The organism is Flavobacterium inviolabile (assembly GCF_013389455.1).
Classification (GTDB): domain Bacteria; phylum Bacteroidota; class Bacteroidia; order Flavobacteriales; family Flavobacteriaceae; genus Flavobacterium; species Flavobacterium inviolabile.
In genome coordinates, this window is record NZ_CP058278.1 from 3,812,127 (window position 1) to 3,837,619 (window position 25,493).

At 40.3% G+C, this 25,493-nt stretch carries 18 protein-coding genes and 3 tRNA genes; 13 read left to right on the top strand and 8 right to left on the bottom strand.

Going from position 1 to position 25,493, the window contains the following annotated elements:
- Positions 1 to 118 precede the first annotated feature (118 nt).
- The 5 genes from HW120_RS17225 (at position 119) to HW120_RS17245 (ending at position 7,489) form a co-directional block, all read left to right on the top strand.
- On the top strand, positions 119 to 1,774 hold the full coding sequence (locus tag HW120_RS17225; RefSeq protein WP_177735864.1) for an OstA-like protein: 1,656 nt from the start codon (positions 119 to 121) through the stop codon (positions 1,772 to 1,774).
- Between the two features lie 49 nt (positions 1,775 to 1,823).
- Complete coding sequence (locus tag HW120_RS17230; protein WP_177735865.1) at positions 1,824 to 3,011, top strand: aspartate aminotransferase family protein; 1,188 nt, start codon at positions 1,824 to 1,826, stop codon at positions 3,009 to 3,011.
- A gap of 118 nt (positions 3,012 to 3,129) precedes the next feature.
- On the top strand, positions 3,130 to 4,533 hold the full coding sequence (locus HW120_RS17235; protein WP_177735867.1) for a tetratricopeptide repeat protein: 1,404 nt from the start codon (positions 3,130 to 3,132) through the stop codon (positions 4,531 to 4,533).
- Between the two features lie 72 nt (positions 4,534 to 4,605).
- Positions 4,606 to 5,358, top strand: coding sequence for a shikimate dehydrogenase family protein (locus HW120_RS17240; RefSeq protein ID WP_177735870.1), 753 nt, complete (start codon positions 4,606 to 4,608; stop codon positions 5,356 to 5,358).
- A 241-nt stretch (positions 5,359 to 5,599) separates the two neighbouring features.
- Positions 5,600 to 7,489: a DUF349 domain-containing protein gene (locus HW120_RS17245; protein ID WP_177735871.1), complete on the top strand. Its 1,890-nt coding sequence runs from the start codon at positions 5,600 to 5,602 to the stop codon at positions 7,487 to 7,489.
- A gap of 196 nt (positions 7,490 to 7,685) precedes the next feature.
- Here the strand turns inward: HW120_RS17245 and typA are convergent, their stop codons facing one another.
- From typA to proS, 6 genes are all read right to left on the bottom strand, one after another.
- Positions 7,686 to 9,485, bottom strand: coding sequence for a translational GTPase TypA (gene typA / locus HW120_RS17250; protein ID WP_177735873.1), 1,800 nt, complete (start codon positions 9,483 to 9,485; stop codon positions 7,686 to 7,688).
- A gap of 145 nt (positions 9,486 to 9,630) precedes the next feature.
- On the bottom strand, positions 9,631 to 9,885 hold the full coding sequence (rpsT, locus tag HW120_RS17255) for a 30S ribosomal protein S20 (protein WP_177735875.1): 255 nt from the start codon (positions 9,883 to 9,885) through the stop codon (positions 9,631 to 9,633).
- Between the two features lie 42 nt (positions 9,886 to 9,927).
- A tRNA-Glu gene (locus HW120_RS17260) sits at positions 9,928 to 9,999 on the bottom strand.
- Between the two features lie 43 nt (positions 10,000 to 10,042).
- A tRNA-Glu gene (locus HW120_RS17265) sits at positions 10,043 to 10,114 on the bottom strand.
- A gap of 44 nt (positions 10,115 to 10,158) precedes the next feature.
- Positions 10,159 to 10,230 (bottom strand) — tRNA-Glu (locus tag HW120_RS17270).
- 91 nt (positions 10,231 to 10,321) lie between these two features.
- A complete protein-coding gene (gene proS / locus HW120_RS17275) occupies positions 10,322 to 11,800 on the bottom strand; it encodes a proline--tRNA ligase (RefSeq protein WP_177735877.1) in 1,479 nt (492 codons plus the stop codon).
- Between the two features lie 101 nt (positions 11,801 to 11,901).
- On the opposite strand from proS, the gene HW120_RS17280 reads away from it, so the two are divergent.
- The 3 genes from HW120_RS17280 to rimO all read left to right on the top strand — a co-directional run bounded on the left by HW120_RS17280 (position 11,902) and on the right by rimO (position 16,016).
- Entirely contained in the window at positions 11,902 to 12,987 is a 1,086-nt protein-coding gene (locus HW120_RS17280; protein ID WP_177735879.1) for a hypothetical protein, read from the top strand.
- A 31-nt stretch (positions 12,988 to 13,018) separates the two neighbouring features.
- A complete protein-coding gene (locus HW120_RS17285) occupies positions 13,019 to 14,545 on the top strand; it encodes an OmpP1/FadL family transporter (protein ID WP_177735882.1) in 1,527 nt (508 codons plus the stop codon).
- 154 nt (positions 14,546 to 14,699) lie between these two features.
- Positions 14,700 to 16,016: a 30S ribosomal protein S12 methylthiotransferase RimO gene (gene rimO, locus HW120_RS17290; RefSeq protein WP_177735884.1), complete on the top strand. Its 1,317-nt coding sequence runs from the start codon at positions 14,700 to 14,702 to the stop codon at positions 16,014 to 16,016.
- A 172-nt stretch (positions 16,017 to 16,188) separates the two neighbouring features.
- On the opposite strand, the gene HW120_RS17295 is transcribed toward rimO, so the two are convergent.
- Entirely contained in the window at positions 16,189 to 16,593 is a 405-nt protein-coding gene (locus HW120_RS17295) for a DUF1573 domain-containing protein (RefSeq protein ID WP_177735887.1), read from the bottom strand.
- 170 nt (positions 16,594 to 16,763) lie between these two features.
- On the opposite strand from HW120_RS17295, the gene HW120_RS17300 reads away from it, so the two are divergent.
- On the top strand, positions 16,764 to 18,023 hold the full coding sequence (locus tag HW120_RS17300; RefSeq protein ID WP_177735890.1) for a sensor histidine kinase: 1,260 nt from the start codon (positions 16,764 to 16,766) through the stop codon (positions 18,021 to 18,023).
- Complete coding sequence (locus tag HW120_RS17305; protein ID WP_177735892.1) at positions 18,023 to 18,712, top strand: response regulator transcription factor; 690 nt, start codon at positions 18,023 to 18,025, stop codon at positions 18,710 to 18,712. The genes HW120_RS17300 and HW120_RS17305 overlap by 1 nt, the downstream gene beginning before the upstream one ends.
- 16 nt (positions 18,713 to 18,728) lie before the next feature.
- Here HW120_RS17305 and HW120_RS17310 read toward each other — a convergent pair whose 3' ends face one another.
- A complete protein-coding gene (locus HW120_RS17310) occupies positions 18,729 to 20,072 on the bottom strand; it encodes a T9SS type B sorting domain-containing protein (protein ID WP_177735895.1) in 1,344 nt (447 codons plus the stop codon).
- A 221-nt stretch (positions 20,073 to 20,293) separates the two neighbouring features.
- On the opposite strand from HW120_RS17310, the gene HW120_RS17315 reads away from it, so the two are divergent.
- From HW120_RS17315 to HW120_RS17325, 3 genes are all read left to right on the top strand, one after another.
- Positions 20,294 to 22,324: a tetratricopeptide repeat-containing sensor histidine kinase gene (locus HW120_RS17315; protein ID WP_177735898.1), complete on the top strand. Its 2,031-nt coding sequence runs from the start codon at positions 20,294 to 20,296 to the stop codon at positions 22,322 to 22,324.
- On the top strand, positions 22,324 to 23,085 hold the full coding sequence (locus HW120_RS17320) for a LytR/AlgR family response regulator transcription factor (RefSeq protein WP_177735901.1): 762 nt from the start codon (positions 22,324 to 22,326) through the stop codon (positions 23,083 to 23,085). Before HW120_RS17315 ends, HW120_RS17320 begins: the two co-directional genes overlap by 1 nt.
- Before the next feature lie 96 nt (positions 23,086 to 23,181).
- Positions 23,182 to 25,443, top strand: coding sequence for a T9SS type A sorting domain-containing protein (locus tag HW120_RS17325; RefSeq protein WP_177735904.1), 2,262 nt, complete (start codon positions 23,182 to 23,184; stop codon positions 25,441 to 25,443).
- Positions 25,444 to 25,493: the final 50 nt, after the last annotated feature.

Consider the following 25,493-nt stretch of genomic DNA (forward strand, 5'->3'; position numbering starts at 1 on the left):
ACGCTCTCATCCGGGAGCGTTTTTACTTTTTAACCCTTCTTTATTTATTTAATAAATTATTCTTAATTAAAAATCCTATTCGTAGATTTTACTTAAATTTGGCACAAAATTTTACACTTTGAAGCAATTATTTTTATTCCTTATAAGTTTCAGCTTTTTGTGCACAACGGTTACTGCACAGCAAAAAAAAACCATCCAGATCATCCATACTGATTTTACCGACAGTAATCAGAATGAAATACCGGGTGCTTCAATTCTTACAGGAAATGTTCAGGTGGAACACGATGGTGTTTTGATTAACTGCAACAAACTCTACTTCTTCAAAGATCAGAATTATGCCAAAGCCTTTGGTAATGTGGTTATGAACCAGGGGGATACCATTTATATGAACAGCCGCTATGCCGAATACAACGGCAATGAAAAGTTCGCCTATGCTTCGGGCGATGTTTCGCTGCGTTCTCCGGAATCTACCTTAACAACCGACACCTTAAATTTTGACCGGAATACCCAGCAGGCATTTTACAACTCTTACGGAACGATTATCAACAAGGAAAATACCCTGAAAAGTAAATCCGGACGTTATTATTTAAACGAAAAGAAATACCAGTTTCTTACCGCTGTTACCGTAACCAATCCGCAATGCGTCATCAAATCCAATCACCTGGACTTTTTCGACAATTCCGGGCATGCCTATGTTTTCGGACCTTCTACGATTACCAGCAAAGAAAATGTCATCTATACCGAAAGAGGATTTTATGACACCAAAAAAGATATTGCTACTTTAACCAAAAATTCCACGATAAAATATAACAACCGACTCATCAAAGGCGATAAGATATTTTATGACCGGAAGCGGGAATTTTCTTCTGCCACCGATAATGTCAAGATTACCGATACCATTAACAAAATGATCATCAAAGGTCATTATGCGGAAGTCTACAAAAACCAGGATTCCATGTTTATCACAAAACGGGCCATTGCATCCAGTTTTGTTGAAAACGATTCGGTTTACATTCACGCCAAAAAGCTGATGATTACCGGAAAACAGGGAGAACGAATCATTCGCGGTTTCAGCAATGCCCGTATTTACAAAACGGATATGAGCGGAAAATGCGACTCTATTCATTCCAACCAGAAAAAAGGATTAACCCAGATGATCGGAAGACCGATTCTCTGGAACAATGAAAACCAGATGACCGGTGATGTAATTCACCTTATCGGAAACAACCAAACCGAAAAACTGGATTCCCTGAAAGTATTGAATAATGCTTTTATTGTCCAGAAAGACACCCTTGGCACCGGTTACAACCAGGTTAAAGGACAGGATCTGTTTGGCAAATTCAAAGACAACAAACTTTCCACTGTTGATTTAATCAAAAACACGGAAAAGATATACTACATGTATAACGACAAAAACGAGCTGGAAATGATCGACAAAGGCGTAAGCAGTAAAATACACCTGGAACTCGAAGACAACAAGATCGTTTCCATGACTTCCATTGTTAATCCGGAGAGCGAAAGCTACCCACCCGACCTTTTTCCGGAAAATGCCCGGAAATTAAGAGGATTCGTGTGGCGCGGAGACGAGCGGATAAAATCGAAAGAAGAGATCTTTCCACCGGAAGAGAATCTCATCGATGAAAAGATTCAGAAACAAAGTGCTGCCAAGGATCTGGAAAACGAAACACCGATGGAAGCCCGTAAAGAAACGCTTGAATATGGCAAACCGGTAAAAAAAGAGAACGCCAAAACAACGAAGAAGACGAAGAAATAAACCAGCAATTGCGGTTTCAAAAAATCGTAGCTGACAATGCAAGAGTATCATGATTAAAGATTTCCATAAATACCAGGCACAAACCTCTCCCTATCCATTAGGAATGGAAGTGTCCCACGCCAAAGGTGCTTACATTTACGACACCAGCGGAAAAAAATATTTAGATTTCGTAGCCGGCGTTTCGGCCTGCACATTAGGACACCAGCATCCGCGCGTAACCAACGCCATTAAAGACCAGCTGGACAAATATGCCCACGTAATGGTTTATGGAGAATATGCACAGGATCCTGCTGTTGCTTTATGCAAATTACTGGCAGTAAACATGCCGGAACAGCTCAACAAAACATACCTGGTTAACTCCGGAACGGAAGCCACCGAAGGCGCTTTAAAGCTGGCCCGGCGGGTAACCGGAAGAAGTCAGCTTATTTCCTGTTTTAACGCATACCACGGGAATACGATGGGCTCGATGAGCGTTATGGGATTTGAGGAACGCAAACAGGTTTTCAGACCTTTAATTCCGGACGTGGATTTCATCACCTTTAACAACGAAGAAGACCTGCAAAAAATAACCACCAAAACTGCCGGAATCATCCTGGAAACCATTCAGGGTGGTGCCGGATTCATACAGCCTTATGACGGATTCCTGAAAAAAGTCCGCGAACGTTGTGATGAAGTTGGTGCGATGATGATACTGGACGAGATCCAGCCCGGTTTCGGAAGAACCGGAAAACTGTTCGGCTTTCAAAACTACGATATCGTTCCGGATATTGTGGTAATGGGCAAAGGTATGGGCGGCGGAATGCCTGTGGGCGCTTTTACAGCCAATGAAAAACACATGGACCTGCTGAGCCATGATCCTAAACTGGGACACATCACCACTTTTGGCGGGCATCCGGTAATTGCCGCTGCCTGTCTGGCAACCTTACAGGAACTGGTGGAAACCGGCCTTATGGAACAGGCACTCGAAAAAGAAAAACTTTTCAGAAAACTACTGGTACATCCGCTTATCAAAGAAATTCGCGGAGAGGGCTTAATGCTGGCTCCCATGACAGAAAGTCCTGAAATTACCAATAAAATTATCTTTAAATGTCAGGAAAAAGGACTGATCTTATTCTGGTTATTGTTTGAAGGCTGCGCTATTCGCATTACTCCTCCGTTAACCCTTACAAATGCTGAAATAGAAGAAGGGTGTGGCATCATTATTGAAGCTATGAACGAAGTAATGAACGAAGGCTAGAGAACACGGTAAAAAACAAATAATTGTTAATTAAATTGTTCACAACAAATAGCTTTCATTTCTAAAAAGCAAATAAACCTTTCCTAATTTTAATAAGGATAATTTAAACAAAAGGAGTATGAATTTGAGTCACGAGGAAGAAGAAAATAGTTTATCCTTATCAAAGTTCGAATCAATGTTGAAAACCAACAAGGTATTCTTCTTTGACTCCGAAGAGTTTGAAGATATCATTCTTCATTATCTCGATACGGGTAAAATTAATTTAGCCAAAAAAGCCCTTAAACTAGGCTTGGAGCAGCACCCAAAATCCACCGGTTTAAAACTGGTTCAGGTAGAACTTTTAGTTTTTGACGACAAACTTGAAATAGCCGAAAAATTATTAAACGATTTGTATGCTATTGAACCGACCAACGAAGAAATCTACATTCAGAAAGCCAACATTTATTCCAAAAAAGATCAGCACGACAAAGCCGTTGAACTTTTAAAAGTCGCCCTTAAATATACCGATGATTATGCGGATGTCTATTCGCTGATTGGTATGGAGTACCTGTTCATGGACGATCTGGAAATGGCAAAAGAGAACTTCATTAAATGTCTTGAAAACGATACAGAAGACCATTCTGCCTTATACAATGTCGTGTACTGTTTTGATTTCCTGGATCAGAACGAAGACGCTATAAATTTCTTAAACGGGTTTATTGACCGCAATCCGTACAGCGAAGTGGCATGGCACCAGCTCGGACGTCAGTATTACACCGTAAAAAATTACGAACAGGCCGTTCGTGCCTTTGATTATGCCACCCTGATTGACGATAGTTTTCTGGGTGCTTATTTAGAAAAGGCAAAAGCCCTGGAAAAATTAAAAAAATACCAGGAGGCCATCGATTGCTATAACATTACCATGGAGCTTGACGATCCTACTTCCTTTGCCCTGTTGCGCATTGGAAAATGTCACGAGCGTCTTGGCAATACCGATATTGCTTTACAGTTTTACCTGAAAACGGTACATGAAGATCCGTTACTGGATAAAGCCTGGATTGCGATCACCGATTTTTATATCCGTCAGAAAAATTTCCAGAAAGCGCTGTACTATGTTAACAAAGCTATTGGAATTGACAACGAGAACAAATTGTACTGGAAACGCTACGGGGCGATCAACAAACAATTAAGTTTCTTTGAAGAGGCCGAATACGGCTACCGAAAAGCGGTTGAGTTTGGCGATTACCAGTTAGACACCTGGTTGTTCTGGGTAGACATCCTTCAGTTTTTAGGAGAATTTGAAAGTGCTGTACAAACCTTATTACAGGCTTCCGAATATTTCCCGGAAGAATATGAAGTAGAATACCGTCTTGCCGGATTATACTATATGCTGCACGACGAAGCAAAAGGAAAAGTTCACCTTAGCAACGGTTTGCGCTTAAACTTCAATAACCGCACTGTATTGAAAGAACTGTTCCCGGTGGTGTGGAACACAAAAACAATACAATCTCAAATAGAGAAGTATCAGAAATTAAACGGATAATCCGGTTCCAAATACCACTTTTTCCTATTATCTTTACGGTTAATTATTGTATTAATTGACCGTTTTTTTATTATGAAAAAATTAAAGAAAAGGAGATTTGGATTGCTCGGAAAGAATATCAGCTATTCTTTTTCAAAAAAATACTTTACCGAAAAATTTTCAGTTTCCGGATTAGAGAATTGCAGTTATACCAATTTTGATGCTGAAACCATCAATGACTTCCCGGCCATCGTTTCCGGTACAAAAAACCTGAAAGGAATGAACGTTACCATTCCTTATAAAGAAGCCGTTATTCCTTTTCTGAAAAAAACATCCAAAAATGCCACCCTTATCGGCGCTGTCAATACCATACGGTTCAACAAAAAAGGAGAAGCAAAAGGATACAATACCGATTTTTACGGTTTTAAAAAATCGCTAAAGCCCTTACTGAAAAAACACCATAAAAAAGCATTGATCTTAGGAACCGGCGGCGCCAGTAAAGCCATTGCTTTTGCGCTGCAGAAATTAAAAATAGAATATGATTTTGTTTCCCGCAATGCATCGGAATGCGAGTTTTCCTATTCCGAGCTGAATCAGGATGTTTTTAACGAATACCAGATTATCATCAACACCACACCACTGGGCACTTTCCCGAATATTAAGGATTGTCCGGAACTGGATTATACGCTTTTTACCGATAAGCACATCGCTTTCGATCTGGTCTACAATCCGGAAGAAACCGAATTCCTACGTCTTGCAAAAGAACAGGGTGCCAAAACCAAAAACGGTTACGACATGCTGGTCTTTCAGGCAGAAAAGGCCTGGGAAATCTGGAATAACAAATAAAACAAAAGGCTGTCCGGACAGCCTTTTGTTTTATACAGCTGTCACGGTCCGGTTAACGCCTCTGCCCGGCATTCCTTTTATAGTCTCCTGATAGTCATTATCTTCCAAAAGCACGAAAAATAAGGCGTTATTCTGCTATTTAAACAGAAAAATAAGCACTTTTAGGTAACTTTCTTTTGAATTATCCACTTGCTTTTAGTATCTTTCCACTCAATTTATGTTAAACTTAAGCATTTCAACAATGTTAGAAGAAAAGAATGATAACCTGCCGGAGGCAGATGGACAGGAACAAATTACAAACGAGGAAAACGTTCCTACCGTAAATCAATCCGCAATTGAAGCGATTGAAAGTACGAATGCAGAAGAAAGCGAAGACGCTTCTATTTCTGAAGGACACGATATCCCAATGCTCAACTATGAAGCAATGTCAATGGAAGAATTGACAGCGGAACTTGAAAAATTAGTTTCGAATGAGAAAGTAATGTCCATCAGAAATCACGTCGAAGAGATCCGTAAAGATTTTATGGCGAAATACACGCATTTTATTGATGAGAAGCGTGACGAACACAGCCATGACAACAATGGAGATGTTTCGGATTTCGATTATCACTTTCCTTTAAAGAACAAATTCGACAATATCTACAATAAATACCGGGATTTTAAAAATCAGCACTTCAAACAACTGCAAAACAATTTAAAAGGCAATCTTGATAACCGTCTTGCAATTATTGAAGAACTAAAAAGTCTGATCGACAATCCTGCCGAAAGCATTCAGGAAACTTTAAAAACAGTTAATGAACTGCGTGAGCGCTGGAAAAACGCCGGACCAATACCACGGGACAAATACAACCACGTTTGGAACAACTTCCATTTTCATATTGAGCGTTTTTACGATCACCTGCATCTGGACAGAGAAGCCCGCGATCTGGATTTCAAACACAATCTGGAGCAAAAACAGAAAATCATTGCCCGTGTTGAAGAACTGGTTAATGAAAGTGATATTTCCAAAGCATTCCGTGAATTACAATCGTTACACAAAATCTGGAAAGAGGAAATCGGACCGGTATCACGTGAGCACCGTGAAGAATTATGGAACAAGTTTAGCGACTTAACCAAACAACTACACGACAAACGGGAAGCCTTATTAGCGAAGGCAAAAGAAAAAGAAGAAGAAAACCTGATCAGGAAAAGAGAAATTATCACTCAGATTGACGGTATCGCTAACGAAAAGATAACAGCACACAGTGCCTGGCAGGGTCAGATTGACAAAATAGAAAGCCTGAGAGCCGCTTTCTTCCAAACCGGAAAAGTTCCGCTTGAAGTAAACGAAGACACCTGGGCGGCTTTTAAAAACGCCGTACGCAATTTTAATACTCAGAAGAACTCTTTCTACAAAGACATTAAAAAAGACCAGCAGGACAACCTGAATAAAAAACTGGCTTTAGTGGAAAAAGCGAATGCCTTGAAAGAAAATGAAGATTTCAACGCTACGACGCCAATCATGAAACAGATCCAGGAAGACTGGAAAAAAATAGGTCATGTGCCGAGAAAATATTCCGACAGCGTATGGAAAGATTTTAAAGATGCCTGCAATCATTATTTTGACCGCCTGCACGCCAAACGCAACGAAGCAAACTCCGAAGAGATTGAAGCTTTTGATAAGAAAAAAGACTATCTGGAAAGTCTGAAAGACTTCCAGCTAAGCGGTGAACACAAAACCGATCTGGACGCTATCAAATTACACATAGAGAACTGGAAAACTTTTGGAAAAGTACCGCATGCCCGCAGACATATCGAAGGCAAGTTCAACAAAATACTGGATGCCCTGTTTGACAAATTAAGCTTATCTAAAAAAGAAGCGGAAATGGTTAAATTCAACAACCGCTTGGAGCAGCTGGCAGAAAGTGACGATTCCAGAAAATTAGAGAATGAGCAGATCTTCATTATGCGCAAGATTGATGAAGTACAAGGCGAAATTTTCCAATTGGAAAATAACATCCAGTTTATCTCGAATGCCAAAGCCGACAATCCATTTGTAAAAGAAGTTTACAAAAACATCGACCGTCACAAGGAAGAATTAAAAACCTGGAAAGACAAGCTGAAACAAATCAGAAGCCTGAAACAGGAATAAAAACGAAAGCCGGATTAATATCCGGCTTTTTTATTTCACAACCTTATTTCCCGTTCATTCCGTCCGTTTTCTGCTACGTTAGCATTACCGTCAGCAAAACGTATAAAAACAATCGTACCAGAACCGTAAACAACCACAAATAAAAAAGCCGCTTTAAAAAAGCGGCTTTTTTTATGATATGACAACTATTATTAGTTTAGTCTATTTTGAAACGTTTTCTATCGTTTTCATTTAAGTAAATCTTACGTAAACGGATCGATTTTGGCGTAACTTCAACATACTCATCTTTCTGGATATACTCCAAAGCTTCTTCTAATGAGAATTTGATAGCAGGAATGATTCTTGCTTTATCATCTGCTCCTGAAGAACGTACGTTTGTTAATTTTTTCGTTTTGGTAACGTTAACAACCATATCATCACCACGGGAGTTTTCACCAATTACCTGTCCTTCATAGATATCCTCGTTAGGATCTACGAAAAACTTACCTCTGTCCTGTAATTTATCGATAGAATAAGGAATTGCTTTTCCGTTCTCCATAGAGATCAAAGATCCGTTTGTACGTCCAGGAATCTCTCCTTTGAATGGTTGGTATTCCAGGAAACGGTGTGACATAATTGCTTCACCGGCAGTAGCTGTAAGCAATTGATTTCTCAATCCGATAATACCACGGGATGGAATATTGAATTTAATGATCATACGCTCCCCTTTTGGCTCCATGCTTAACATTTCACCTTTACGAACCGTTACAAACTCTACCGCTCTACCGGAAACGTTTTCTGGTAAGTCGATTGTTAATTCCTCGATCGGCTCACATTTAGCACCATCAATTTCTTTAATGATTACCTGCGGCTGACCAATTTGTAATTCATATCCTTCACGACGCATTGTTTCAATCAATACAGACAAGTGCAATACACCACGACCGAAAACTAAAAATTTATCGGCACTGTCTGTTTCATTAACACGAAGTGCTAAGTTTTTCTCTAATTCTCTGTTTAATCTGTCTTTAATGTGACGGGAAGTTACAAACTTACCTTCTTTACCAAAGAACGGAGAGTCATTAATTGTGAACAACATACTCATTGTTGGCTCATCAATTGTAATAGACGCTAAAGCTTCCGGATTTTCAAAATCAGCAACAGTATCACCAATTTCAAATCCTTCAAGACCTACGATAGCACAAATATCTCCTGCCACTACCTGCTCTACTTTCTTTCTTCCGATTCCTTCAAAAACGTGTAATTCTTTAATTTTAGATTTGATGATCTTACCATCTCTTTTCACTAAAGATATATTCATTCCTTCTTTTAATTCTCCTCTTTGTAAACGACCGATAGCGATACGTCCTGTAAAGTTAGAGAAATCCAAAGAAGTGATTAACATCTGTGGAGTACCTTCAGATACTTTCGGGCTTGGAACGTGCTCCAAAACCATATCCAATAAAGGCTCAATGTTTTCAGTCTGATTTCTGAAGTCGGTTGACATCCAGTTATTCTTTGCAGAACCGTAAACTGTAGGGAAGTCTAACTGCCATTCCTCAGCTCCTAATTCAAACATCAAGTCAAATACTTTTTCATGAACTTCTTCCGGAGTACAATTCTCTTTATCAACTTTGTTAACTACCACACATGGTTTTAAACCTAAATCGATTGCTTTCTGCAATACGAAACGAGTTTGCGGCATTGGTCCTTCAAAAGCATCCACCAATAACAACACACCATCCGCCATATTTAATACACGTTCTACCTCACCACCAAAATCCGCGTGGCCTGGAGTATCGATAATATTAATTTTGGTTCCTTTATAGGTAACGGATACGTTTTTAGAAGTGATGGTAATTCCTCTTTCACGTTCTAAATCGTTGTTGTCAAGAATTAAATCTCCTGTGTTCTCGTTTTCACGGAACAACTGACAGTGATACATAATTTTGTCAACCAATGTTGTTTTACCGTGGTCAACGTGAGCGATAATTGCAATGTTTCTAATAGAAGTCATAAATAATTTTTGTGGGTGCGAAATTACAATTTATTTTTTATATAAACACACTAATTTTTAAGCAGTTAGCAAAAAATAACAAAATGATAACAACAAAAAAAGCCCTCATGAAAGAGAGCTTAGTTATATTTCTGTCTAAACAACCTTATGCTAATTTAGCAACGTGCTTAGTTAATTTTGATTTTAAGTTAGAAGCTTTATTATCATGGATAATATTCTTCTTAGCTAATTTATCAATCATTGATACTACAGCAGACAACTTAGCAGAAGCCTCTGATTTATCAGTTGCAAGACGCAAAGCTTTGATTGCGTTACGAGTTGTTTTATGTTGGTATCTATTTAATACTCTTTTCTTTTCGTTGCTTCTGATTCTTTTTAAAGCTGACTTATGATTTGCCATTTTCTTAAATTGATTTAAGTCTTTTTACATTTCTTTTTTTCGTAGTCCGTAGGGGAATCGAACCCCTGTTACCAGGATGAAAACCTGGCGTCCTAACCCCTAGACGAACGGACCATTTTGTTTCAATAAATTTCGTATTAACCGCGTAATACTTTCGTAGTCCGTAGGGGAATCGAACCCCTGTTACCAGGATGAAAACCTGGCGTCCTAACCCCTAGACGAACGGACCGTAATCTCAATAAAAACCGTATTAATCGCTTAATACTTTTTTTGTAGTCCGTAGGGGAATCGAACCCCTGTTACCAGGATGAAAACCTGGCGTCCTAACCCCTAGACGAACGGACCTTTATTGCTTTATTGCGGATGCAAAAGTACAACATTTTTCCAATCTCGCAAGAACAACTTTATTTTTTTTTACTTTTTTTTCACTTTTTTTCTAATAGGCCTTGGCAAACAGCACTCTACCTTTTGAAGGAGAACCTGTAAAAACACAAATTCCTTCCTCTTCTTTACGATCTAACGCGATACAACGTATTGTTGCCTTCGTAAGTTCTTTAATGCGTTCTTCGGTAGCAGCTGTCCCATCCCAGTGTGCAGACACGAATCCGCCCTTGTTTTCAAGAACCTCTTTAAACTCCTCAAAACTGTTCACTTCCGTGATATGCGTATCTCTGTAATTCAGGGAACGGGTAAACATTTCCTCCTGGATTGTCTCCAACAGGTTCTGTAAATACCCGGCAATACCTTCTTTAGAAACCACCTCTTTTGTTAAAGTATCCCGTCTTGCCACTTCGTAAGTTCCGTTTTCCAGATCATTCGGACCAATAGCAATACGCACCGGCACTCCTTTCAATTCGTACTCATTGAATTTCCATCCCGGTTTATGCGTCGTTCTGTCGTCATATTTAACCGAAATCTTCAATTTGCGCAATTGCTTCACCAGATCATTAACCTGGGCGGAAATCGCCTCTAATTGCTCATCGGTTCTATGTATAGGCACAATCACCACCTGGATAGGCGCTAAATTTGGCGGTAAAACCAATCCGTTATCATCGGAATGCGTCATTACCAAAGCCCCCATTAAACGGGTCGAAACCCCCCATGAAGTACCCCAAACGTGCTCCAGCTTTCCTTCGGCATTTGAAAACTTAACATCAAAAGCTTTAGCAAAATTCTGCCCTAAGAAATGGGAAGTTCCTGCTTGTAACGCTTTTCCATCCTGCATTAAAGCTTCAATACAATAGGTTTCTTCTGCTCCTGCAAAACGTTCTGTTTCCGTCTTCACTCCTTTCACAACCGGAATGGCCATAAAGTTCTCTACAAAATCAGCATACACATCCATCATCTGTACTGATTCTGCCAGTGCTTCCTGTTTGGTAGCATGAGCGGTATGCCCTTCCTGCCATAAAAACTCTGCCGTACGCAAAAACAAACGGGTTCTCATTTCCCAACGCACCACATTTGCCCATTGGTTTATCAATAACGGCAAGTCACGGTACGATTGCACCCAACCTTTATAAGTACTCCAGATAATAGCTTCACTGGTAGGACGAACAATTAATTCCTCTTCCAGTTTTGCATTCGGATCTACTATTAATTTTCCTTTATTCTCAGGATCGTTAGTCAGCCTGTAATGGGTTACTATCGCGCATTCTTTCGCAAATCCTTCTGCATTTTTCTCTTCTGCTTCAAACATGCTCTTCGGAACAAACAAGGGGAAATAAGCATTCTGGTGTCCAGTCTCTTTAAACATTCTGTCTAATTCTGCTTGCATTTTTTCCCATATAGCATAACCGTAGGGCTTAATAACCATACACCCTCTAACACCGGAGTTCTCCGCTAAATCTGCTTTGACAACCAGTTCGTTATACCATTTCGAATAATCTTCCGATCGTTTTGTTAAGTTCTTACTCATTTTTATCAGTTTGGCACAAATATTGTTTAACTTATTTTAACTAAATAGTTTGGCAAAACTAACTATTTTTGTGTTGTCCAACAATAAAAATACCTAGAGATATGAAAACTTATTACCTATCCAACAGAAAAATATCCATTTACGCAGTAATTGGATTAGTCGGACTTTTGGCTTCGTCCTGTGGCTCCTATCAAAACTCGTCTTATTATGACAATGACGGGGTTTACGGTTCAGAACGACCAAGAAGAGAATACAACAACAGATACAGTGAGCAAAACATGGCTCAGTCGACCAATTACAAAGATTATTTCAGTGACCTTCAAAAAGACGCTAATAACGGTATTTTTACAGATGTGGACAGCTATACATCACAAGGTCAGGACTCTGTTTCCAATTACAATAATAACAACAATCAGAATCAATATGCCAATACAACCGGGTATGCCGGCTGGGGCGAAAATTCAAGCAATATAACCGTTAACGTTTACAACAACGATCCCTGGTACTGGAACAGAGGTTACTGGAATTCCTGGTATACTCCTTACTATGGCGGTTACTACGGCTCCGGATGGGGCTGGGGTGTTGGTTTAGGATGGGGATGGAATTCCTGGTACGGTCCAAACTGGGGCTGGGGATGGAACTCCTGGTATGGCCCGGGATGGGGTTGGAACAACTATTACTACGGAAACGGATGGTATAACGGTTACTACCGAAATGACAGAGTATACAATGCCGGTCCGAGAGGCGGTTCTGCTTACTATAACGGAAGATACAACAACGGTACCTATGGCACCCGAAATTATTCATCCAGCAGAAATGTAGACTTTAACAATACCCGTAATTACAATAGCGGTACCCGAAACTATAACAGTGGCACCCGTAACTATAACAATACCGGAACCAGAGATTACAACTCCGGCGGAACCCGTAATTACAACAATAGTGGCACAAGAGATTATAACACCAATTCCGGCACCCGAAACTATAACAACAGTAACAGTTCCGGAACCCGTAACTACAACTATAACAACTCCAGCAATAACAGCGGAACGCGTAACAACAACTATTCCGCTCCATCGAGAAGCTACAATTCCGGAGGAAGTTTCGGAGGCTCCAGAGGTGGCGGAAGCTACGGCGGTGGCGGTGGTGGAACCCGATCCGGAGGCGGCGGAGGCGGCAGACGTTAATAATCCCTATAAGCTATAAAGTCAAAATCCCATGAAAAAACATATAGTAACAGCTATTGTTGCCTTATCGGCAACAATAGCATCAGCACAAGAGCTAGCTCCTGCAGACGGATTGCGCTATGCGATTGACAATCTAAACGGTACAGCACGATTCCGCGCGATGAGCGGTGCTTTCGGAGCTGTTGGAGGTGATCTCTCTGCGATTCACGTAAATCCTGCCGGTGGCGCCATATTCAATTACAATACCGCTACCGTTACCCTGAGCAGCTACAACACTAAAAACAATGCCCGTTATTTTGGCACGAATACTTCCGATAACAAAAGTACCCTGGACCTGAATCAGGCAGGTGGCATTTTTGTATTCGACAACCATAACCCGAACAGCGGATGGAACAAATTTACCTTTGCCATTAATTATGACAATGCCAATAATTTTGACAATGCCATCACTTTCAGAGGTACCGGAAACCGTTCTATAGACCAGTATTTCCTGAATCAGGCTAACGGACTGCCCGTAGGCGTTATCGACAACAACTATCGTTACGACCAGCTGTCTTTCCAGGATCAGCAGGCATTATTAGCATACCAGACGTATATTATCGACACCAGTACGCTTCCGCTTGATCCTAACAACCCGAATTATATTTCGGGCGTGCCTAACACCGGCAGCTATGCCCATACCAATTATGTTTCCACAAACGGCTACAACGGTAAACTGGCTTTCAACTTTGCAACGTCTTATAACGACAAACTTTATCTGGGGATTAACCTGAATGCTCATTTTACCGATTATACCAAAAATTCAACGGTTTACGAATCAAACAACGGCCCTGTTAATACCGATCCGGGAAGAGCCACAGTACGCCAGATCCAGTTTAACAACGACATGCACACTTACGGAAGCGGATTCTCTTTCAATTTGGGTGCCATTGCAAAAGTAACCGACGAATTACGTTTAGGAGTATCTTACGAATCGCCTACCTGGTACCGTTTGACCGATGAATTAGCGCAAAGTATTTCCACGAATTACACGACAAACAATTCCGGAACAAACACAGCGGGATATGCATCGCTAAACCCGAACATCATTAACGTTTACCCGACCTATACTTTACAGACTCCTGGTAAATTCACCGGAAGTTTAGCGTATATCTTTGGCAAAACCGGATTGATCAGTTTTGATTACGGCATAAAAGATTACAGCAATATTGCTTTCAAACCGAACAACTCCTATAACAGTTCTTTAAACGATATTTATTCCAATACACTTCGCAGTGCACAGGAATTCCGGGTGGGTGCAGAATATAAAATCAAACAGGTAAGCCTTCGCGGCGGGTATCGTTTTGAACAAAGCCCATACAAAGACGAACAGGTTATCGGCGACTTAAAAAGTTATTCCGGCGGTATCGGTTATAACTTCGGCTCTGCCCGTTTAGACCTTTCCTATACGCATACCCAAAGAGATATGGATGTTTCCTTACTTTCCAGCATGACCGATTCTGCAAGAGTGAACAGTAAAATAAACAACATCAGTCTTTCTTATACCATAGGTTTTTAAAAATAAACCCTGAAAAATACCCGAAAGCCGCTCACAAAGCGGCTTTTTCATTGAATAATACGCTTAGAACCAAACGAAATCTTCATAAATTTTATAAAACGATGATGCTTCTAATTATAAAAAGCGTAATTTTGCACTCCAATTTTACAATTATATGAGAACCAAGTCTTTAAAGAAAAACAAAATCAATGTAATCACTTTAGGATGTTCAAAAAATGTATACGACAGTGAAGTTCTGATGGGGCAGTTAAAAGCCAGCGGAAAAGAGGTCGAGCATGAAGCACCTAAAAATGATGAAGGGAACATTATTGTAATCAACACCTGTGGATTTATCAATAATGCAAAAGAAGAATCCATCAATACGATTTTGGAATACGTTGACAAAAAAGAACAAGGTATTGTAGACAAAGTTTTTGTTACCGGATGTTTGTCAGAACGTTACCGTCCGGATCTGGAAAAAGAAATCCCGGATGTGGACCGTTATTTCGGAACAACCGAATTGCCCTTATTATTAAAAGCTTTAGGAGCCGATTATAAACACGAATTATTAGGAGAACGTTTAACCACTACTCCGAAGAATTTCGCCTATTTGAAAATTGCCGAAGGTTGTGACCGTCCCTGCAGTTTCTGTGCGATTCCTATCATGAGAGGAAAACACGTTTCCCAGCCAATTGAAAAACTGGTAAAAGAAGCCGAAGGTCTGGCTGCCAAAGGCGTAAAAGAACTGATCCTGATCGCTCAGGATTTAACCTATTACGGTCTGGATCTATACAAAAAAAGAAACCTTGCCGAATTACTGGAAAACCTGATTAAAGTAGAAGGTATCGAATGGATCCGTCTGCATTATGCATTCCCGACAGGTTTCCCGATGGATGTTCTGGATCTGATGAAAAAAGAGCCGAAAATCTGTAATTATATCGACATTCCGTTACAGCATATTTCCGATAACATTTTAAAATCGATGCGTCGTGGTACCACTTATGAGAAAACGACCAGACTTTTAAAAGACTTCCGCGAAGCCGTTCCGGGAATGGCTATCCGTACCACACTGATTGTGGGATATCCAGGCGAAACGGAAGAAGACTTCCAGATCCTGAAAAACTGGGTAGAAGAAATGCGTTTTGAGCGTTTGGGCTGTTTTGCTTATTCGCATGAAGAAAACACCCATGCTTACCTGCTGGAAGACGATGTTCCGGAAGAAGTAAAACAACAGCGTGCTGCCGAGATCATGGACATTCAGGCGCAGATTTCATGGGATTTGAACCAGGAAAAAATCGGACAGACTTTCCGTTGTATCATCGACAGAAAAGAAGGCGGTTATTTCATTGGCCGTACCGAATTTGACAGCCCGGATGTTGACAACGAAGTTTTAATTGACGCCACACAGTTCTATTTAAAAACCGGTGATTTTGCAACTATAAAAATCATTGATGCTACCGAGTTTGACCTATACGGAGAACCGGTACAATAAGATCTCACAATAAATAAAAACCGCCTGTAAAATTTACAGGCGGTTTTTTTATAACCTCAACTCAAAATATAATTATCAGGAACTGCCGGCATCCGGCGGTTCAAAAAAGAAAACAGTTTAAAGTAACTAACCCCTTAAACTGTTTTACAACATTAAATCTAATAATTATGAACTAGATAACAGTTCCTTTAAATACCAACACTTTTGGTGCCTCTTCAGCATTTGTAGTAACTGTTACTGTTTTTGTAAATACTCCTTTAGCAGCAGCATTGAAAGTAGCTGTAATTTTAGCTGTTTCATTTGGAGCTACCGGAGATTTTGTATAATCTGTAGCTGTACATCCGCAAGAAGCTTTTACATTTGTGATGATTACAGCTGTTTTTCCTGTGTTTTTAAATTCGAAATCAATTTTTACTGGTTTCCCCTGAGGAATTTCACCCAATTCAACTGTTTCTGCTTTCCATTGTACCGGAGAACCAACAATTGTTTTTACCGTTTCAGCCGTTTTAACCGGGTTAACAGAAAAAGACATTAAACCTAATGTTAAAGCCAAAATTGAAAGTTTGATAATTTTCATAATTTTTTATTTTATATGGTTATTTATAGTTTTGATTACCTGATTCAAATGTATTTCAGTCTTTTTAAATCAGCTGTTAACCGTTTTCAAATGTTTGTTAACGACTTGTTAACAGCGCGAAAAAAGTTTTTTTTTCAGTAATATTACACTTCTAAAATCTATTGTATATTTTGAAAATAAACCGGTTAAACAGTATCATCATCCTCGGACTCATTGCTATAGTAGGTATTATTATAGCACAATTGCTTTGGACGAAAGAAGCTTTTAATTTAGAAGAGAAAAAGTTTACCCAAAAAGTACACATCGCCCTTTTAGAAGTAGCCAAAAAACTATATGAAGGGAAAAATCACGAATTACCGGCCAGCAGCCCCATTAATAAAGTATCCAACGATTATTATATTGTTAATGTCGATAACGACTTTGAACCGGAAATTCTGGAATATTATTTAAAAACCGTTTTTAAGAAATTCAATATCGCCACCGACTTTGAATATGCAATGTACAATTGCGAAAGCGATGAAATGGTCTACGGGAATTATGTTGCCCTTTCCGATACTTCAAAAAAAGAAAGCTCCGTTTATTTTCCGAAGCACAAAAATCTGGTCTATTATTTTGCCATCCGCTTCCCGAATGAAACCTCCTACCTGTTCAGTTCGTTAAAATTCTGGTTCATGCTCTCTTTTGTCCTGATCATTATTTTAGTGGTCTACGTCTACTCTATCTTTACCTTATTACAGCAAAAGAAATATTCCGAATTGCAGCGTGATTTTATCAACAACATGACCCATGAGTTTAAAACACCGTTGTCGTCCATCCTGATTGCTTCCAATTACCTGAGCAAACAGGAACCGATACTACAGGATGAAAAACTGGAAAAATATGCGACCATTATTATCGATCAGAGCAAAAAGCTCAACCATCATATCGAGAAAATATTAAATATCGCCAAATCGGACGACACGCCTTTAAAGCTGAATAAGAAACCTATTGCGGTTGCCGCGATCCTGTCTGACGTGATTGAAAACACCCGACTGCGCTATCCGGATGTTCGCATAATCGTGAATAACCCGGAAACAGCACTTGTTATTTATGGCGATGAATTCCATTTCACCAACATTGTTTACAACCTGATCGACAATGCCGTTAAATACTGTGAAGGCACTCCTGAAATCATCATTTCCATTACCAAAGAAGCGCAAAAGATCCGGTTGGAATTTGCCGATAACGGGATTGGGATCTCTCAAAAGAATATTTCCTTTATATTTGATAAGTTCTACAGAATTCCGAGTAAAAAAAGCAATGAAGTAACCGGTTTTGGTCTGGGTTTGTATTATGTCAAAAAAATATGTAAACTGCACCACTGGAAAATCACAGCCAAAAGCAACCTCGAAAAAGGAACTGTCATAACCTTATTAATACCTGAAAATTAATGTCGAAATTCAAAATTCTTTATGCCGAAGACGATGAAACGCTTGCTTTCTTAACCAAAGACAATCTGGAGTTAAACGATTATGCCGTAACCCATTGTCACAACGGAGAGCATTGTCTGGAAGCTTTCAGGAGCGGATCTTTCGACATCTGTATTTTAGATATTATGATGCCGAAAATTGACGGTTTTGAACTGGCTGTGGAAATCCGGAAAATCGACCACCACATCCCGATTATCTTCCTTTCCGCCAAAACACTAAAAGAAGACCGCATCAAAGGACTTCGCCTGGGCGCTGATGATTATCTGGTAAAACCTTTCAGTATTGAAGAGCTATTGTTAAAAATTGAAGTGTTCCTCAAACGTTCACAAAAGAAAAGCATACCCGAAAAAGAACGCTATACCGTTGGCGGTTTTGAATTTGATGCCGACAACTATTCGCTGGTAAAAGCCGATAAAAAAACGGTTTTAACGCAACGCGAAGCCGAACTGCTTAAACTATTCCTGGACAACAAAAACACCGTTTTAAAAAGAGAGCAGATCTTAACATCGCTCTGGGGAAATGACGACTATTTTATGGGCAGAAGCCTGGATGTTTTTATCTCCCGCCTGCGAAAAATACTATCGGAAGAAAAAGAAATCGGAATTGAGAACCTGCACGGCATCGGTTTTAAATTTACCGTTAAGGAATAAACCGGTCTTTTGCTTCTTACCGCTTTAACGAAAAATGCCCGCTCACTTCTTCGATAATATTGTTATCGTTGTATTGCGCTACAAACCAATAGTCGTTTTCCGGCAGCGCTTTGCCGTTATGGGTACCGTCCCAGCCTTTCCCGTCCGGAGCAATATGCGTTATGAATGTTCCCTTTTGATCAAAAATCTGGATGATGACCTCTTTTTTCCCTGATAACGAAGGAATATTCCAGACATCGTTATAACCGTCACCATTGGGCGTAAAATAAAGCGGATAATCCAACAGCAAAAGCCGTTTTACAGCCGTGCGGCAGCCAGAATTGTCTTTTACCCTTACAATATACCCGCCGCCGCTCACATTTTCAAAAAGATTACTTTCCTGATAACCGCTGTTGCCCAATTGGTATTGATAAACACTTTCCCGCAGCATGACAATTTGAACAGTAAACAGATTTACTCCCGTTATTCTTGTCCTGATCCGGGCAATAACCGGTTCATAAGCCGTTTCCAGTACAATTGTATCGTTAACAGCCCTGCAACCCGATTCGAAATTCAGCACCTCAACACGATACATCCCCGGGCGGTCTGCTGCAACAGTTCTTCCCGCGGCTGCCGGAATGACAGTTCCGTTATAAAACCATTTAAAGGCATGCGCTTCTTCCGGCAAACCGGAATCAAGAAGAACCGTCCTGACGGTATTATCGTTATTATCAATACAGATAAAAGGATTTGAAACACTCCATATAACCTGCGGTGTTGCGCCTATGATCACTTCTGCCGTTAATTTCCCGGTAGAACAGCCCTGAATGCTGAACCCTTCAATAAAATAGATCCCGGAAAGGCTCACAACGGTATTTTCCAGAACAGTGGTACCGTCTGTATCATAGAAAACATATTCCAAACCCGGAGTTGCCGTGTTTAAGGCATCTCTCAGTTCCACCGAATGACAATCGTATAACGGAATATCGATCAGTTCCAGTTCAGGGATTTCCGGAGCTTTACTGATCGTTACCGGAAACAGCCCGGAAACCGAACCGTCCATTTTCCTGACGATTACGCTGTATATTCCCGGCAAAAGATTCGGAAAGATATTATCCGGTGAATAGCTCAGTCCGCCGTCTATGGAATATTCCAAAGCAATGGTTGCGATGATTATGCTTCCGGTCTGCCATTCACAGCTGGGCTGCACGACCACTATTTCCAAAGGTTCCCTGTCTGTTCCTCTGCTGACATTCCGGTTGTGTTCCCACAACGGATAAACACTCAATATGTTTGCTTTCATACTACTAAAACAAGGCAGTAACCAAACAAAAAATAACCCGATCAGGGTTTTACGGCTGATAATGAATAAAAATGGCATATACTAACGTTTTATACCATACAAAATGAAACATTTTTTCAATACACACCTAAAAAACTACCTACTCAAAATTACACAACTGCTAAAAAAAGTTGCAGCACTCCTTTTCAAAAGCCCGTTTTACAGCACTTTTCCCAAATCCTAAGTCAAAACGATCAAATTCTAATTCACATCTGCTCAGGTCGCAACTTATTTTATATTTGCATATAAAGATTCTCAAAATGCATTACACCCCAGCTAAAGCAACCCAAAAGCCATTTTTACGAATCGCCGTTGCCGCGTTTTTGCTACTGAACGTGCTGTCTTCCGGATTTGCCCAGGAAAATACGATTCCGGAACTGAAATCCGGTTTAAAAACGGTCAAAACGGACACTGCCAAAGTCACTATTCTCAATAAAATAGCCCATATATTCCGGGAAAGCAACTCCGACTCCACGCTTTTTTACGCTAAAAAAGCCGCGGCACTGGCGCAAAAAAACGGCGATCATTACGGTCTGGCCATCGCCTGTATTAATATTGGCAATGCTAACATTATCAGCAGTAATTATGCCGAGGCACTGAAAAATTTTGAACAGGCCAAAGCACTTTTTACCGACCTGTTAACCCATCCGGCGGCAACGGCCGTAACCCAAAACCAGATTAGGAACGGTCTGGCAAGATCCTACGGCAGCTGCGGCATTGTCTATTCCGAACAGAACGACTATTCCAATGCCTTACAGCATTATTTTAAGGCTTTAAAAATGTATCAGGAAACCGGGGAGAAAAAAAGCATTTCCAAAGTGTACAACAACATCGGGATTATCTATAAGGTCCTGGAAGAAAACAACAAGGCACTCACCTATTTATCGAAAGCCTATGCGCTGCAAACGGAAATGGGAGAAGAATCGGCTCCCGTAACCTTAATGAATATCGGAACGATTTATTTCAAACAGAAAAAAGACAAGCAGGCTTTACAGTATTACAATACCGCCATGTCCCTTTTTGAAAAAACAAACAACAACAGAGGGAAAGCATTATTGTTCAACAACCTGGGAGAATTCTACTGCAGCCATCAATCGTATGCTAAAGCGCTGGATTTTTACAACAAAGCCATGGTTTTGTATACGGAACTGGACAATAAAATGGGAACAGCTTCCGTACAATACAACATCGGGACACTTTATCTGGAACAAAAAGACCTTTCAAAAGCATTATCCTACACCTCAGCATCGTTAATGACCGCCCGAGAAATCAACATGCTGGCACAGGTAAAGTCCTCCGAAAAACAGCTGAGTGATATTTATGCTTTACAGCAGGATTACAAAAATGCTTTATCGCATTATAAAGAATATGTTGCTGCCAAAGACAGTATTGACAATAAAGAAAACACCAAAAAATTACTCCGCGTAGAGCTGAATGCCGAGTTTCAGAAAAAAGAGGCTTTGCAAAAAATTGAAATGGAGAAAAAGGAAGCCGTATTAGTGGAACAAAACAAAAGCCATAAATTGTTTACGCTGTTCTCCGTGATTGGTACCTTATTGCTGTTGGGGCTGATTTTCGTTACCTACAACAGACTGCAGATCAAACGCCGTTTAACCCTGCAAAAAGAAGTAGCCGAATACGAACAAAAAGCACTGCACCTTCAAATGAACCCGCATTTTGTTTTTAACTGTCTCGGTTCCATATCCAGCTTTATTGTTCAGAACGGAACGGATTCTGCCATAAAATATTTATCCAAATTTTCCAAGCTAATGCGCCTCACCCTGGAATATTCCAAAGGTTCCCTGATCCCGATCGACAAAGAGATTGACAGCCTTCAGAATTACCTGGAACTGGAACAATTGCGCTTTAATAAAAAATTTGATTTTGCCATTACAACAAGTCCGCTCATCGAGGACGATATGGCTTTACCGCCTTTATTGATCCAGCCGTTTGTCGAAAATGCCATTCTTCACGGCCTGGTGCCCAAACAGGGAAGCGGTAAAATTGAGATCAGTTTCAATGTAGAAAACAACCAGTTGGTCTGCAGCATTACCGATGACGGAATCGGTATTTCCAAATCGAAAGCCATGAAGGAAAATTCCGTGACCGCACACAAATCGATGGCTTTGGAGATCACCAAGAAAAGACTGGAAATGATGGAAGCCACAACATCACAGTCGGCACACGTAAGTATTTCCGACTTCCTGGATGAGAACAAAGAACCTTACGGGACCAGGGTGGTTATTTACCTGCCCATTCAATACACTTCAGACACTAAAATCAGAATCTAATGATAACAGCACTATTAATCGACGACGACAAACATTTACGAAAAGGCATGAAAAGCCTTTTGAACCGCTATGCTTCCGAAATTACTATAATCGGGGAAGCCGAAAGCGTAAAAACAGGCATTATCGCACTCGAAAAATACAAACCACAGGTTGTTTTCCTTGATATCCATCTGTCGGACGGTACCGGGTTTGACATCCTGGAACAGGTTGCCAAAACCAATGAAAAAACCACCTCCCATATTGTTTTTATTACCGCTCATGAGCAATATGCCTTAAAGGCTTTTAAATTCAGCGCGCTGGATTTCCTGCTAAAACCGGTTGATCCCGAAGAGCTTCAAAAAGCCGTGTTAAAGGTAAAAGACGCTATGGAGAAAAATACGTCTTTTGCCCATATTGATCTACTGCTGGAGAATATCCGCAAAAAAGTAGACAATTTTAAACGAATCGCGCTTTCGACCTCTACCGGCATTCATCTTTTCGACATCAGCGATATTATCCGCTGTGAAGCCCAGGACAATTATACCAAGTTTTATATCAAAGACCATAAAACGCTGCTCATTTCCAAAACACTGAAAGAGTATGAAGAACTGCTCACCCAGCATGGCTTTGAGCGCATTCATCAGTCGCATTTAATCAACCTTGCCTATCTGAAATCGTATATCAAAAATGACGGCGGCTATGTGATCATGTCCGACAACAGCAACCTGCCTATTGCACAACGCAAAAAAGAAAGGCTCCAGGAACTGATTAAATCATTCTAAATCAAATTCTAAGTCATAATCGTCGAATTCTTAATCATCCAAAATGAAACTGTAATAGCTCCTAATTTTGAGAAACAAACCAACCCCAATACATTTATGAAAAAAACTTTACTCTTTCTATTGCTATACTCCGGTATCGCATCTGCCCAGATTGTAACCATTCCGGATGCTAATTTTAAAAATAAGCTGATCGCATCGGGAATAGATACAAATAACGACGGGAATATCCAGCTAACGGAAGCTCAGGCCGTAACGAACTTAAATGTGACCAATGCGAACATTGCTTCTCTTACCGGTATCGCAGCATTCACCAATTTACAGACACTTAGCTGTTCTGCCAATAACCTGACAACCCTAGACATCAGCAGCTTAGCAAATCTGGTTAACCTGATTTGTTTTGACAACAATATTACAGCGATCACTGCGGTAGCTTCTCCTAATCTTAAAACGCTGTCCTGTTATAACAATGCCTTAACCAGTATTGATCTTTCGCTGTTTGTAAATTTAGAATTCCTGTCCATCAAACACAATCAGCTAACCGTTTTAAATACAACCGGCCTGACGGCACTGCGCCATCTGGATGCCGGCTTTAACAACATGACCACCATTACCGTTGCAGACAAGCCCAACCTGGTTACGCTTTATTTAGGTTATAATCAGCTGACTTCTGTTACCCTGACAAACCTTCCGCACGCTTATAAAATCAATGTTCAGGACAACCAGCTTACTTCCCTGGATCTGTCATCCTGCGCTTATGAGCCTTACCTGAATAATGTTTCGAATGCTTCGGTATATGATATTGGCTGTAATAATAATTTAGGGTTAATCTATATCAATTTAAAGAACGGCTTCCCGAATCCGCAAGTAGAACTGATGTCTTCCAATTTAGCCGATCTGCCGCAATATATCTGTACGGACGAAAACGACACTATTATTGCAAACAATACCTGGTACAATACCGATTCACAGTTTTCAACCTATTGTAATTTTACACCGGGCGGCAATTACAACACCATCACCGGAACATTAACATACGATGCCAATAATAATGGCTGTGATGCTAACGACGGCCTGTTCCAGAATATCAAAGTAAGTATTAATGACGGAACAACTTCCGGAGCTACTTTTAGCAATAGCAGCGGTAATTATACTTTTTATGTAACACAACCGAATCTGACACTGACACCTCAGTTTGATTCTCCTTATTTTACCGTTTCTCCTGCTGCAACAGCAACAGTAAACTTCCCGGTTAACAACAATTCCACTCAAACACAGGATTTCTGCATTACTGCCAATGGGGTACATCCGGACCTGGAAATCGTACTCAGCCCGGATAACGATGCCCGACCGGGATTTGACGCCTATTACAACCTGGTTTACAGAAATAAAGGAACCGAAATAGCATCCGGCACCATCAACCTGGCTTTTGACGATACTCTTATGGATTTTATGTACAGCAACCAGGCCGCCACACCAGCAACCGGTTCGCTATCCTGGAATTACACCAACCTGTTACCATTTGAAACACGCATTATAAAAATAGGATTTACCATTAATACTCCTACTGCCACGCCACCGGTTAACAGCGGTGATAGCCTTCCTTTTACAGTAACAATCAATCCGGTTACAGCCGATGATACTCCGGCAGACAATACTTTTGTATTGAACCAGCTGGTCGTGAATTCTTTTGATCCGAATGACAAAACCTGTCTGGAAGGCAATCGTATTGCCCTTACAAAAGTGGGCGATTACCTGCACTATAACATTCGTTTTGAAAATACCGGTTCTGCTTCCGCTATTAATGTAGTGGTAAAAGACATGATCGATTTAGACAAGTTGGATATTAATTCTTTACAGGTACTGTACAACTCCCATCCGGTTAACACACAAATCAGAGGCAATAAGGTAGAATTCATTTTTGAGAACATCAACCTTTCTTCTGCCAATCTGTATCCGGAAGGAGCACATGGAAATATCCTTTTCAAGATAAGATCCAAAAACAACCTGGTTATAGGGGATGTGATTACCAATGAAGCCGCTATCTATTTTGACTACAACCACCCTATCAACACGGATGAAGCCCGAACAGTGGTTGAAAATCTTTTAGGAGGTCAGGATTTCACTATCGATAAAAGCATCAGTATTTTTCCAAATCCTGCCAGCGATATCCTGAATATCAAAGCAGACAACACTATTAAATCCATCCTATTGTATGACCTGCAGGGAAGACTTTTAATGACCAGTCTTCACAATGCAACAGAAACGTATTTAAACATCACTGATAAATCTTCCGGAATATACCTCATTAAAGTTATCTCCGAATCCGGAAGCAAAATCGAAAAAATTGTGAAGCAATAAAGTGTGTTAATTACGGTTAATTAAGTGTGACAAAAGCGCCAATCCTGAGG

What these genes read in the sequence shown, in the direction of transcription:
- HW120_RS17240 (WP_177735870.1), top strand. Translation starts at nt 4,606, where the DNA reads ATGAAAAAATTAAAGAAAAGGAGATTTGGATTGCTCGGAAAGAATATC.
- HW120_RS17245 (WP_177735871.1), top strand. Translation starts at nt 5,600, where the DNA reads ATGTTAGAAGAAAAGAATGATAACCTGCCGGAGGCAGATGGACAGGAA.
- HW120_RS17235 (WP_177735867.1), top strand. Translation starts at nt 3,130, where the DNA reads ATGAATTTGAGTCACGAGGAAGAAGAAAATAGTTTATCCTTATCAAAG.
- HW120_RS17310 (WP_177735895.1), bottom strand. Translation starts at nt 20,072, where the DNA reads ATGCCATTTTTATTCATTATCAGCCGTAAAACCCTGATCGGGTTATTT.
- HW120_RS17305 (WP_177735892.1), top strand. Translation starts at nt 18,023, where the DNA reads ATGTCGAAATTCAAAATTCTTTATGCCGAAGACGATGAAACGCTTGCT.
- HW120_RS17230 (WP_177735865.1), top strand. Translation starts at nt 1,824, where the DNA reads ATGATTAAAGATTTCCATAAATACCAGGCACAAACCTCTCCCTATCCA.
- HW120_RS17320 (WP_177735901.1), top strand. Translation starts at nt 22,324, where the DNA reads ATGATAACAGCACTATTAATCGACGACGACAAACATTTACGAAAAGGC.
- HW120_RS17280 (WP_177735879.1), top strand. Translation starts at nt 11,902, where the DNA reads ATGAAAACTTATTACCTATCCAACAGAAAAATATCCATTTACGCAGTA.
- HW120_RS17285 (WP_177735882.1), top strand. Translation starts at nt 13,019, where the DNA reads ATGAAAAAACATATAGTAACAGCTATTGTTGCCTTATCGGCAACAATA.
- HW120_RS17295 (WP_177735887.1), bottom strand. Translation starts at nt 16,593, where the DNA reads ATGAAAATTATCAAACTTTCAATTTTGGCTTTAACATTAGGTTTAATG.
- rimO (WP_177735884.1), top strand. Translation starts at nt 14,700, where the DNA reads ATGAGAACCAAGTCTTTAAAGAAAAACAAAATCAATGTAATCACTTTA.
- rpsT (WP_177735875.1), bottom strand. Translation starts at nt 9,885, where the DNA reads ATGGCAAATCATAAGTCAGCTTTAAAAAGAATCAGAAGCAACGAAAAG.
- HW120_RS17315 (WP_177735898.1), top strand. Translation starts at nt 20,294, where the DNA reads ATGCATTACACCCCAGCTAAAGCAACCCAAAAGCCATTTTTACGAATC.
- proS (WP_177735877.1), bottom strand. Translation starts at nt 11,800, where the DNA reads ATGAGTAAGAACTTAACAAAACGATCGGAAGATTATTCGAAATGGTAT.
- HW120_RS17325 (WP_177735904.1), top strand. Translation starts at nt 23,182, where the DNA reads ATGAAAAAAACTTTACTCTTTCTATTGCTATACTCCGGTATCGCATCT.
- typA (WP_177735873.1), bottom strand. Translation starts at nt 9,485, where the DNA reads ATGACTTCTATTAGAAACATTGCAATTATCGCTCACGTTGACCACGGT.